The sequence below is a fragment of the Streptomyces scabiei 87.22 genome (genome assembly GCF_000091305.1).
GTDB lineage: Bacteria > Actinomycetota > Actinomycetes > Streptomycetales > Streptomycetaceae > Streptomyces > Streptomyces scabiei.
The window spans coordinates 1,365,321-1,377,057 of the sequence record NC_013929.1; the positions used below are offsets into that span (position 1 = coordinate 1,365,321).

Consider the following 11,737-nt stretch of genomic DNA (forward strand, 5'->3'; position numbering starts at 1 on the left):
CGCCCGGCACGTGTTCTTCCGTCCGCCGCCCGCAAGGTGACGAAATCGTGGCGGACCGTTCGCCGTGACACCCACGGCCGAGGAAGAGTCGTTTCTGCGCGGCCCGCTCATCGGCTCGCCCCGTCCGGCAGTCCCTGCGAATTGGAGTTCCGATCGTGACCAACGTCGCCGTCATCTACTACTCGTCCACCGGTCATGTGCACAAGATGGCCGAGGCTGCCGCCGTGTCGGCCGAGAAGGCCGGCGCCGAGGTGCGCCTGCGCAGGGTCGCCGAGACCGCCTCGGAGTCCGTGGTCGCCGCGAGCCCGGAATGGTCCGAGCACGTCGCCGCCACCGGCGGCATCGCCACGGCGACGCTGGAGGACCTGGAGTGGGCGGACGTCCTGCTGTTCGGCACCCCCACCCGTTTCGGCCTGCCGGCCGCCCAGCTGAAGCAGTTCATCGACAGCACCGGCGAACTCTGGAACCAGGGCCGGCTGGTGAACAAGGTGGTCTCCTCGTTCACGTCGACCTCCACCAGCCACGGCGGCCAGGAGAGCACCCTGCTGGCACTGAACAACACCTTCTACCACTGGGGCGCGATCATCGTGGCCCCCGGTTACGCGGACCCGATCCAGTTCTCCGCCGCCAACGGCAATCCGTACGGCACCAGCCACGTCTCGCACGACACCACCCCTCCCGGCGAGGAGAAGCTGGATGCGATCGATTTCCAGGCCCGCCGCGCGGTCGAGATCGCCACGGCACTCAACATCGGCCTCAAAGCCCTCTGACCCGACCCCGACGCCGTCACGGGCGCGGAAATTCGGGTGAGTTCAGGCCGGTTCCGGTGAATTCAGCGAATACGCGCGCTCGTTCCGGCCGACGCCGGCTTTTCCGGATGGAAGCGGAATCACGGCAGGCGTTCCGGGATCCCGCGGCGCGGAATTTCCCCGCTCTCGCATCCGCCGTCGGCGGCCGCGGCACGACCGAACGATCCGCCACTACCAGGGAGCGGGAAACGAGATGGCGCAGATACTCGTCGCAGGAGGCGGCATAGGCGGGCTGGCGACCGCGATGAGCGTCGCCCGGCAGGGGCACCGGGTGCTGGTGCTGGAGGGCCGCAGTGACTTCGCCGAACTCGGCGCCGGCATCCAGCTGGCCCCCAACGCGTTCCACGCCCTCGACCGGCTCGGTGTCGGGGACTCCGTCCGGGCCCGGGCCGTCCACATCGACGAACTCAGCCTGATGGACGGGACCACGGGACGGCGGATCGCCGGCCTGCCGCTCGACGACGCCTATCGCCGGCGCTTCGGCAACCCCTACGCGGTGGTCCGGCGCGTCGACCTGTACGCGCCGCTGCTGCAGGCGTGCCGGGCCTCCTCCGCCGTCCGGCTGCGCACCCGCGCCCGGGTGCTGCGCTACGCACAGGACGACTCGGGCGTGACCGTGGAGCTGGCCTCCGGCGAACGGATCCGCGGCGCCGCGCTGATCGGCGCCGACGGCATCCACTCCGCCGTGCGCGGTCAGCTGGTCGGCGACGGCGGCCCCCGGGTCTCCGGGCACACCATCTACCGCTCCGTCATCCCGATGGAGGCGGTACCCGAGGAACTGCGCTGGAACACGGTCACCCTGTGGGCCGGACCCGACCGGCACTTCGTCCACTACCCCATCGGCAACGGCAGGTTCCTGAACCTGGCCGCCACCCGTGACGACGGGGCCGCACAGGAGGTCACGGGCACCCCGGTGCCGCGGGAACGGGTGCTCGCCGCCTTCCCCGGGCTCGGCGAGACCCCCCGCAGGCTGCTCGGCCTCGGCGAGGGCTGGCGCTCGTGGGTGCTCTGCGACCGCGACCCGGTCCGGCGGTGGACCGACGGCCGTGTGGTCCTCGTCGGCGACGCGGCCCACCCCATGCTGCAGTACGCGGCCCAGGGCGCCTGCCAGACCCTGGAGGACGCCGTGGTCCTCGGTGACCTGATCGGCACCGAGGAGGCGGACTTCGAGCGGCGGTTCGAGGAGTACGCCGACGAACGGCTCGACCGCACCGCCGCCGCCCAGCTGGCCGCCCGCGAGATGGGCAGCCGGCTCTTCCACGCGACCGGTGAGGCGGCCCGGCGGCGTGACGCCACGCTGGCCGCGCTGTCCGCCCGTGACCTGCGCGACCGGGTCGCGTGGCTGCACGGCGCCCGCGCCGACGCCCGCGGCGTGCGCCCGGCGTACGTGGCCGGCTGATCACCGCCCCGACACCCACCCGAGGACCTGAGGAGACACACCCGTATGAACATCATCAGCTGGAACGGCACCGAACCGGAGAACCCGCTGGTGCCGGGCGACGCGACCGAGCGCGACAGCGTGAAGATCGTGAACGCCCTCTTCACCGGCCTCGTCGAGTACGACCCTCGGACGGCCGAACCCCGTCCGGCGGTGGCGAAGTCGATGGAGTCGGCCGACTCCCGGGTCTACCGCATCACCCTGCACCGGGGATGGACGTTCCACGACGGCTCCCCGGTGACCGCCGCGAGCTTCGTCGACGCCTGGAACTACACGGCGTACGGCCCCAACGGACTGCAGGGCGCCGAGTACCTGTCCCACATCCAGGGCTACGAGGCGACCCAGAGCGGATCGACGGACGAGCTGTCGGGCCTGAAGGTGATCGACGACCACACCTTCGAGGTGACCCTGTCGGCTCCGTTCTCCGCGTTCGTCACCCAGCTGGGCTACACCGCGTTCTTCCCGCTGCCGGAGGCGTTCTTCGCCGACCGTGCGGCGTTCGAGGCCCACCCGGTCGGCAACGGACCGTTCCGCTACGACTCGCGCGTCCCCGGCGAGCACATCCTGCTGAGGCGCTACGACGCCTACGCCGGAGTCCGCACCCCGCGCGTGGACGGTGTGGAGTTCCGGTTCTACCGCATGCTGGAGGACGCCTACGCGGACGTGGTGGCGAACAAGCTCGACTACCTCGACTTCGTCCCGGCGGACGCGCTCGACGGCGGCAGGTACAAGCAGGAGCTGGCGGGACGCTGTGTCTCCAAGCCGTACATGGGGGTGCAGTCGATCTCGTTCCCCATGCACGACGAACGCTTCGCCGACCCGCGACTGCGCCAGGCGCTCTCCATGGCCATCGACCGGCAGTACGTGATCGACAAGGCGTTCGACGGCGACAAGATGCTGCCGGACGGGCTGGTGCCGCCGATCGTGCCCGGGTACGGCGGCGGGGCGGGCGGCGAGCTGTGCACCTACCAGCCGGAGAAGGCGCGGGCGCTGTTCGAGGCGTCCGGCTTCCAGGGCCCCATCGAGCTGACCTCGAACGACGACTCGGCCAACCAGGTGTGGATCGACGCGGCCTGCGAGACGATCACCGCGGCCCTGGGCGTCGAGGCACGCTACGCGCCGGTGCCGACCTTCGGCGAGTTCCGCAAGCTGATCAACGAGCGGAAGATCAGCACGGTCTTCCGCTCCGGCTGGGTGGCGGACTACCCGTCCATCGAGAACTTCCTCAACCCGATCTTCCGCACGGGCGCGGCGGTCAACGGCTCCGGCTACTCCAGCCCGGAGGTGGACGCGCTGCTGGCCGAGGCGGACGCGGCTCCGACCGAGCAGGAGGGCTGGGCGCTCTACCAGCGGGCGGAGAAGCTGATCCTCCAGGACATGCCGGCGATCCCGCTGTGGTACCAGAAGGTGGAGTCGGGCTGGTCCACCCGGACCAGGAACGTCACCGTCACTCCGCTGCTCCAGCTGGATCTGTTCGATGTGACGCTGGAGGACTGACCCCCCTCGGGAGAGGCCCGTCACCGCGGTTCGTACCGGCCGCGACGGCGGGCCTCTCGGCTGTCCGGGCCCTCCCGGCCCGGGCCCGCACATCTGGCCATCGGCACGGGCCGCACTATCGTGGAGGGCATGGGCGATCTCGCCGGCCCGGACGACGACGGGCTTCCCCCCGACCGGACCCAGGCCATCCTTGAGGCGGCGAAGGAGGGGGACGGCGGCGGCGGCCGTGCCGCTGACGGCCGGAGTGACGTCCTCGGACTTCGCCGTCGACGTGATGGAGAACTGTCGATCGGAGTTCCTCGCCATCGCCTCCATGGCGATCCCCTCGATAGTTCTGCGCCGGCGCGGTTCCCCGGAGTCCGAGCCGGTCGGCGCCGCCCATACGGCGACCGGCGTCGAGGGCTGAACCCCGGGGACGCGGCGCGGCTACGCGACGCCGACCGGCGCCTGCTCGTCGGAGTCCGCCGTCTTCTCGAACTGCGTCCGGTACAGCTCCGCGTACCGTCCCCCCGCCGCCAGCAGCTCCTCGTGGCGCCCGCGTTCCACGATCCGGCCCGCCTCGACGACGAGGATCTGGTCGGCGGTGCGCACCGTGGACAGGCGGTGCGCGATGACCAGGGCCGTCCTGCCCTCCAGCGCCTCGGCCAGTGCCTCCTGGACGGCGGCCTCCGAGGTGTTGTCGAGGTGGGCGGTGGCCTCGTCGAGGATGACCACGCGCTGGCGGGCCAGGAGCAGCCGGGCGATCGTCATGCGCTGGCGTTCGCCGCCGGAGAGCCTGTAGCCGCGTTCACCGACGACGGTGTCGAGGGCGTCGGGCAGGGAGCGGACGAGGTCGTCGAGACGGGCCCGGCGCAGCACCTCCCACAGGTCGTCGTCGGTGGCGTCGGGGCGGGCGAGGAGCAGGTTGGCGCGGACGGTGTCGTGGAAGAGGTGGCCGTCCTGGGTGACCATGCCGAGGGTGGCGCGCAGTGCTGCCGCGCTGAGGTCGCGCACGTCGACGCCGCCGACGCGCACGGCCCCCGCGTCCGTGTCGTACAGCCGGGGCAGCAGCTGGGCGACGGTCGACTTGCCGGCGCCGGAGGAGCCGACGAGCGCGACGGTCTGACCGGGTTCGGCGCGGAAGGAGATGCCGTGCAGGACCTCGGCGCCGCCTCGGCTGTCGAGGGACGCCACCTCCTCCAGGGAGGCGAGGGAGACCTTGTCGGCGGACGGGTAGCCGAAGCGGACGTCGTCGAACTCCACGGCCACCGGGCCGTCGGGGACCTCGCGGGCGTCGGGCTTCTCCTCGATGAGCGGCTTGAGGTCCAGTACCTCGAAGACGCGCTCGAAGCTCACCAGGGCGCTCATGACCTCGACGCGTGCCCCGGCCAGCGCGGTCAGGGGCGCGTACAGCCGGGTCAGCAGCAGCGCCAGGGACACGATCGCGCCCGCGTCCAGGGTGCCGCGCAGCGCGAACCAGCCGCCGAGGCCGTACACCAGGGCGAGCGCGAGGGCCGAGACGAGGGTGAGGGCGGTGATGAACGCCGACTGCGCCATCGCCGTACGGATGCCGATGTCCCGCACCCGGGCGGCGCGTTCGGCGAACTCGGCGGACTCGTCGTCGGGCCGTCCGAACAGCTTGACGAGGGTGGCGCCGGGTGCCGAGAAGCGCTCGGTCATCCGGGTGCCCATCGCCGCGTTGAGGTCGGCGGCCTCCCGCTGGAGCCGGGCCATCCGGCGGCCCATGCGCCGGGCGGGGACCACGAAGACCGGCAGCAGGACGAGCGAGAGCAGGGTGATCTGCCAGGAGAGCGTGAGCATGACGGCGAGGGTGAGCAGCAGGGTGACGACGTTGCTCACCACTCCGGACAGCGTGTTGCTGAAGGCCCGTTGGGCGCCGATGACGTCGTTGTTGAGACGACTGACGAGCGCTCCCGTACGAGTACGTGTGAAGAACGCGACCGGCATGCGCTGCACATGATCGAAGACGGCGGTCCGCAGATCGAGGATGAGTCCCTCGCCGAGCGTCGCGGACAGGCGTCGGCCGAGCAGGCCGAGCGCCGCCTCGGCGACCGCGATGAGGGCGATGAGCACGGCAAGGCGGACGACATGTGCCTCGTCCCCGCCCGACACGATCACGTCCACGACGTTCCCCGCGAGCACCGGCGTCGCCACGGCGAGCAGCGCGGTCACGACACCGAGGAGGACGAACCACGCGATACGGCGACGATGTGGGCGGGCGAAGGCGCCGATACGCCGTAGTGTCGCGCGGGCGAAGGGGCGGGTGTGCCGCTGGGCGGTCATCATGCCCTGCAGCTGGGTCCAGGCGGTGGTCTCCATACTCATGGGGAGGACGCTAGGACCTCGACCGGACTTGAGGTCAAGGTGTGGGCGCGGGTGACCTCGGGTCACTGGTCCCCCACCGGTCGGCCGCCGTCCGTGCGTGCGCAACCCGGTGTTGGTCCTGCGCGGAGAACCTCTGCGAGTGTGACAGCGATACGACTCCCCCTCTCGCGACGGCTCGCCGGGCGGGTTCCGGTGCGGCGGATCCTCTGGCCGGTTCCCCTGGTCCTGGTGCTCGTGGTGGCCCTGCGCCATCGCTCCGTCCTCGCCGAGGGGTTCGACCGGCTCGCGACCGCACGGTGGCCCTGGCTGACCGTGGCGCTCGGTGCGACCTGTCTGACCTGGGTCGCGGCGGCGGTGACCCGGCAGGGCGCGCTCGTCGAACGGCTGCCCGCGGGACGCCTGCCGGCCACCCAGTTCGCGGCGGGCGCGGCGAACCATCTGCTGCCGACCGGGCTGGGCGCGAGCGCGGTGAACCTGCGGTTCATGACGGTGTGCGGGGTGTCGCTGCCCCGCTCGTCGGCGGCGCTCGCCCTGTATCTGCTCGCCGAGTCCGTCGCCCGTGTCGGTCTGCTGCTGGCCCTGCTGCTCGCGTTCCCGCGGGCCCTGCGGCTGGGGCCGCTGCTCCCTGACGGCACGTCGACTCCCCTGCTGGTCGGCGCCGTCGTCACCGCGAGTGCCGCCGTGGCGCTGGTCCTGCTCGTCCGACGGCTGCGTACGGCCGTGTTCCGTTTCGTGCGCACGGCGCTCGGCGAGGCACGCTCGATCCACGCACGGCCGGTCCGGGTGCTGGCGCTGTGGAGCGGGTCGCTGGCGTTCCCGGCTCTCCAGGCGGGCGTACTGGTCGCCGTGGGGCTGGCGTTGGGGCTGGACGTCCCGGTGGCGCACATGGCGCTCGCCTATCTCGCCGCCACGGTCGCGGTGGCCCTCGTACCGACCCCGGGCGGTCTCGGCTCGGTGGAGGCCGCGCTCGTGGTCGCCCTGGTGGCGGCGGGTGGTCCGGTGGCGATGGCGGCCGCGGTGGTGCTGGCGTTCCGGATCATCACGGTCTGGCTGCCGCTGCTGCCGGGCGCGTTGACGCTCGGCGCGCTGGTCCGGCTGAAGGTGATCTGACGCCGGATGGGACACCCCCGCACAGATCCGGCAGGAGGGGCGGCAGGGGGAGGCCGCCGTACCGCGGTGCACATCCGGACAATCCAGCGGACGCGGGGCCCGCCGTCGGCCGATCCGCGCAGGTCCGGTGCCGATCAGCCGTGCGGATACGGCAGGATGAGCGATCGCGCCCGGCGTCGTACGCACGTCCGGGCAGGCGCTGATCGTGCATCTCGAATTCGAGCAGGTGGCAAGGTGACGACACATCACATACGGCCCACGGGAACCGGCATACGGCCCCGCAGCCGCTCCTCGCGTCCCCCGGGAGGCGACCGATGACCCGGGCCCTCACCCTCGACGACTACCTCGTGGCCGGGATCACCCTGATCGCGGCCTTGCTGGCCGCGTTCCTGCTGCGGCTGCTGCTGCGCTGGCTCGGCGGCCACGCGACGAAGACCCGCTGGGGCGGTGACGACGTCATCGTCGACACGCTGCGGTCGCTGGTGCCGTGGGGCACGTTCGTCGGCGGCGCGGCGGCCGCGGCGGCGGTGCTGCCGCTGACGCGGACCGTGCAGCACAACGTGAACCAGTCCCTGACGGTGCTGTTCATCCTCGTCGCGACGATCACGTCGGCACGGGTGATCGCCGGTCTGGTGCGCACCCTCGCCCAGTCCCGGGCCGGGGTCGCCGGCTCGGTCACGATCTTCGTGAACATCACCCGGGTCACGGTGCTCGCCATCGGCTGTCTGGTGATCCTCCAGACGCTGGGCATCCCGATCGCCCCGCTGGTCACCGCTCTCGGTGTCGGCGGTCTCGCGGTGGCACTGGCCCTCCAGGACACCCTCGCCAACCTCTTCGCGGGCATCCACATCCTCGCCTCGAAGACGGTCCAGCCGGGTGACTACATCAAGCTGAGCAGCGGTGAGGAGGGCTATGTCGTCGACATCAACTGGCGCCAGACGACGATCAAGTCGCTCTCCAACAACCTGGTGATCATCCCCAACGGCCAGCTCGCCGGCACCAACATGACCAACTTCAACCAGCCCGAGCAGGACATGACCCTGCTGGTGCAGGTGGGCGTCGGCTACGACAGCGACCTGGAGCACGTCGAGCGGGTCACCAACGAGGTCATCGCCGAGACCATGAAGGAGGTCGAGGGCGCGGTCCCCGACCACGAGCCCGCCGTGCGCTTCCACACCTTCGGCGACTCGCGGATCGGGATGACGGTGATCCTCGGGGTCGGGGAGTTCAGCGACCAGTTCCGGATCAAGCACGAGTTCATCAAGCGGCTGCACAAGCGGTACCGGGCGGAGGGGATCAGCGTGCCGGTGCCACGGCGGGCGATCACGCTCCAGACGGGGGCCGGGGGCGTGGAGATCCCGCATCAGCGGGGGCCTGCCGTCGACGTGGTGCCGTAGGGGTTGGATCTCGGGTGCGGGTGGGTGGGGGTGGAAAAGCACGGGGCGCGGCCCCTGCTTCTCAGGGGCGCGGGGAACTGCGCGAGAAGCCCCACCGGGCCCGCACCCGACGACGCACGCCGACAGCACACCCCCGTGGCGGTCCCCACACCCCGGCCCCTGTCGAGCAGGCCCCCCGCACGAGATATCTTGATGTCGAGCAATGTTGCAGACGTGGAGCGGAGCACCCGGTGACTGACTCGACCATCATCTACACGCACACTGACGAGGCGCCCGCCCTGGCGACCCACTCGTTCCTGCCCGTGATCAAGGCGTACGCCTCGCAGGCCGGTGTCTCCGTCGAGACCCGTGACATCTCGCTGGCCGGACGCATCATCGCCGTCTTCCCGGAGTACCTCCAGGAGGGGCAGCGCATCCCGGACGCCCTCTCCGAGCTGGGCGAACTGGCGAAGACGCCCGCGGCGAACATCATCAAGCTGCCGAACATCTCGGCGTCGATCCCCCAGCTCAAGGCCGCCGTCGCGGAGCTGCAGAGCCAGGGCTACGCGCTGCCGGACTACCCGGACGACCCGAAGTCCGACGAGGAGCGCGAGATCCGCGCCCGCTACGACAAGATCAAGGGTTCCGCCGTGAACCCGGTCCTGCGTGAGGGCAACTCCGACCGCCGCGCCCCCGCCTCGGTCAAGAACTACGCCAAGACCCACCCGCACCGCATGGGCGCCTGGTCCGCCGACTCGAAGACGAACGTCGCGACCATGGGCGAGAACGACTTCCGCTCCACCGAGAAGTCCGCGGTGATCTCCGAGGCCGGTTCGCTCAGGATCGAGCTGGTCGGCGACGACGGCTCCACCACCGTGCTGCGCGAGTCCGTACCCGTCCTCGCGGGCGAGGTCGTCGACGCCTCCGTGATGCGGGTCGCCGCGCTGCGCGAGTTCCTGACCGCGCAGGTCGCCCGCGCCAAGGCCGAGGGCGTGCTGTTCTCCGTGCACCTCAAGGCCACGATGATGAAGGTCTCCGACCCGATCGTCTTCGGTCACGTCGTGCGCGCCTTCTTCCCGAACACCTTCGCGCGGTACGGCGAGACACTGGCCGCGGCCGGCCTCTCCCCGAACGACGGTCTGGGCGGCATCTTCAAGGGCCTGGAGGCCCTGCCGGAGGGTGCCGAGATCAAGGCCGCCTTCGACGCCGAACTGGCCGAGGGCCCGGCGCTGGCGATGGTCGACTCCGACAAGGGCATCACCAACCTGCACGTGCCGTCCGACGTCATCGTCGACGCCTCGATGCCGGCCATGATCCGCACCTCCGGCCACATGTGGGGCCCGGACGGCGCCGAGGCCGACACCCTCGCGGTGCTCCCGGACTCCTCGTACTCCGGTGTCTACCAGGTCGTCGTCGACGACTGCCGCGCCAACGGCGCCTACGACCCGTCGACCATGGGCTCCGTCCCGAACGTCGGCCTCATGGCGCAGAAGGCCGAGGAGTACGGCTCCCACGACAAGACCTTCGAGATCCCCACCACCGGCACGGTCCGCCTCGTCGACCGGGCCGGCAACGTGGTGATCGAGCAGACGGTCTCCGCCGGTGACATCTTCCGCGCCTGCCAGACCAAGGACGACCCGATCCGCGACTGGGTGAAGCTGGCCGTCGCCCGCGCCCGCGCCACCGGCGACCCGGCGGTGTTCTGGCTGGACGAGACCCGCGCGCACGACGCCAACCTGATCGCCAAGGTCGAGGCGTACCTGGCGGAGCACGACACCGACGGCCTGGACATCCGCGTCCTCGCCCCGGTCGAGGCCACCAAGCTGTCGGTGGAGCGCATCCGCCGCGGCGAGAACACCATCTCGGTGACCGGCAACGTGCTGCGTGACTACCTCACCGACCTGTTCCCGATCCTGGAGCTGGGCACCAGCGCCAAGATGCTGTCGGTCGTCCCGCTGATGGCGGGCGGCGGCCTCTTCGAGACGGGCGCCGGCGGCTCCGCCCCGAAGCACGTCCAGCAGCTGGTCAAGGAGGACTACCTGCGCTGGGACTCCCTCGGTGAGTTCTTCGCGCTGGTCCCGTCCCTGGAGCAGTACGCGACGGCCACCGGCAACACCAGGGCCAAGGTGCTCGCCGACACCCTGGACCGCGCGACGGCGACCTTCCTCAACGAGGACAAGTCCCCCTCGCGTCGCGTCGGCGGCATCGACAACCGCGGCAGCCACTTCTTCCTGTCCCTGTACTGGGCCCAGGAGCTGGCCGCCCAGACCGACGACACCGACCTGGCCAAGGTCTTCGCCCCGCTCGCCGAGATCCTCACGGCGAACGAGCAGAAGATCGTGGACGAGCTGATCGCCGTCCAGGGCAAGCCGGCCGACATCGGCGGCTACTACCAGCCCGACCCGGCCAAGGCCGCCGCGGTCATGCGTCCGTCGGCCACCTGGAACGAGGCGCTGGCGAACTTCGCCTGAGCCGACCTCGCACCTGTGCGGGCCCGCGCGCCCGCACACCGCCGCCCCCGGCCGGGACCCTTCCCGGCCGGGGGCGGCTCTGCTGTGCCAGGCGTTCGGGCCGCGGGGCGGCATCGCCCGATCCTTCGTGCACGACCGAGTCGTGCACGACATGGTTGCGAGATCTTGAAGGTAGGGTGGGCGATCGTCATACAGAGAGCACGGCGGAGGAGCGACACCGTGAGCGCAGTCGGCGACATCGTGGGCACGGCCGGAACGGCCCAGGATCCGGCCCCGGCACCCGGGAGCGGTCTGCTCCTGGACGACCAGCTCTGTTTCGCCCTGTACGCGGCCTCGCGCGCGGTCACGGCCCGGTACCGGCCGCTGCTGGAGGAACTGGGGCTGACCTATCCGCAGTACCTGGTCATGCTCGTGCTCTGGGAACAGGACTCGATCTCCGTACGTGACCTGGGCGCCGCCCTCCAGCTGGAGTCGAGCACCCTCTCCCCGCTCCTGAAGCGACTGGAGGCCGGTGGGCTGCTGCGCCGCGAGCGCCGTACGGACGACGAGCGCTCCGTGGCCATCCGCCTCTCGGAGGCCGGCGGCCGGCTCCAGGAGCGGGCCCGGACCGTGCCGGTGGACATGGGCGAGGCCATGGGGCTCACTCCCGAACAGCGCACCGCGGCCAAGCAGGTGCTGCGGCTGCTCACGGCCAACGTCGGCCGGACGTGA

Annotated in this window: 9 protein-coding genes; 8 read left to right on the forward strand and 1 reads right to left on the reverse strand. The window is 71.2% G+C overall.

All coding sequences use genetic code 11. The annotated features are described in order from the left end of the window. Positions 1-155 precede the first annotated feature (155 nt). From wrbA to SCAB_RS05780, 4 genes are all read left to right on the forward strand, one after another. Positions 156-770 carry an NAD(P)H:quinone oxidoreductase gene (gene wrbA, locus SCAB_RS05765; protein ID WP_012999111.1) on the forward strand — a complete coding sequence of 205 codons (615 nt, stop codon included), beginning with the start codon at positions 156-158 and terminating at the stop codon, positions 768-770. Between the two features lie 232 nt (positions 771-1,002). After that, positions 1,003-2,208 carry a 3-hydroxybenzoate 6-monooxygenase gene (locus tag SCAB_RS05770; protein ID WP_012999112.1) on the forward strand — a complete coding sequence of 402 codons (1,206 nt, stop codon included), beginning with the start codon at positions 1,003-1,005 and terminating at the stop codon, positions 2,206-2,208. A gap of 45 nt (positions 2,209-2,253) precedes the next feature. Next, complete coding sequence (locus SCAB_RS05775; RefSeq protein ID WP_012999113.1) at positions 2,254-3,744, forward strand: peptide ABC transporter substrate-binding protein; 1,491 nt, start codon at positions 2,254-2,256, stop codon at positions 3,742-3,744. Positions 3,745-3,934: 190 nt separating this feature from the next. Continuing rightward, positions 3,935-4,150, forward strand: a complete 216-nt coding sequence (locus tag SCAB_RS05780; protein ID WP_148274179.1) for a DUF6766 family protein — start codon at positions 3,935-3,937, stop codon at positions 4,148-4,150. 20 nt (positions 4,151-4,170) lie between these two features. Here SCAB_RS05780 and SCAB_RS05785 read toward each other — a convergent pair whose 3' ends face one another. Beyond that, positions 4,171-6,063 (reverse strand): ABC transporter ATP-binding protein, encoded by a 1,893-nt coding sequence (locus SCAB_RS05785; RefSeq protein ID WP_012999114.1) that lies wholly within the window; start codon positions 6,061-6,063, stop codon positions 4,171-4,173. Positions 6,064-6,210: 147 nt separating this feature from the next. Between SCAB_RS05785 and SCAB_RS05790 the strand changes: the two genes are divergently transcribed. The 4 genes from SCAB_RS05790 to SCAB_RS05805 all read left to right on the forward strand — a co-directional run bounded on the left by SCAB_RS05790 (position 6,211) and on the right by SCAB_RS05805 (position 11,737). Next, positions 6,211-7,179 carry a lysylphosphatidylglycerol synthase transmembrane domain-containing protein gene (locus SCAB_RS05790; RefSeq protein ID WP_041668912.1) on the forward strand — a complete coding sequence of 323 codons (969 nt, stop codon included), beginning with the start codon at positions 6,211-6,213 and terminating at the stop codon, positions 7,177-7,179. A 314-nt stretch (positions 7,180-7,493) separates the two neighbouring features. Beyond that, the gene (locus SCAB_RS05795) at positions 7,494-8,576 is read left to right on the forward strand and encodes a mechanosensitive ion channel family protein (protein ID WP_012999116.1); all 1,083 of its coding nucleotides are present in this window, start codon (positions 7,494-7,496) and stop codon (positions 8,574-8,576) included. A gap of 230 nt (positions 8,577-8,806) precedes the next feature. Beyond that, on the forward strand, positions 8,807-11,026 hold the full coding sequence (locus SCAB_RS05800) for an NADP-dependent isocitrate dehydrogenase (RefSeq protein ID WP_012999117.1): 2,220 nt from the start codon (positions 8,807-8,809) through the stop codon (positions 11,024-11,026). Between the two features lie 291 nt (positions 11,027-11,317). Continuing rightward, positions 11,318-11,737, forward strand: a complete 420-nt coding sequence (locus SCAB_RS05805; RefSeq protein ID WP_041670399.1) for a MarR family winged helix-turn-helix transcriptional regulator — start codon at positions 11,318-11,320, stop codon at positions 11,735-11,737.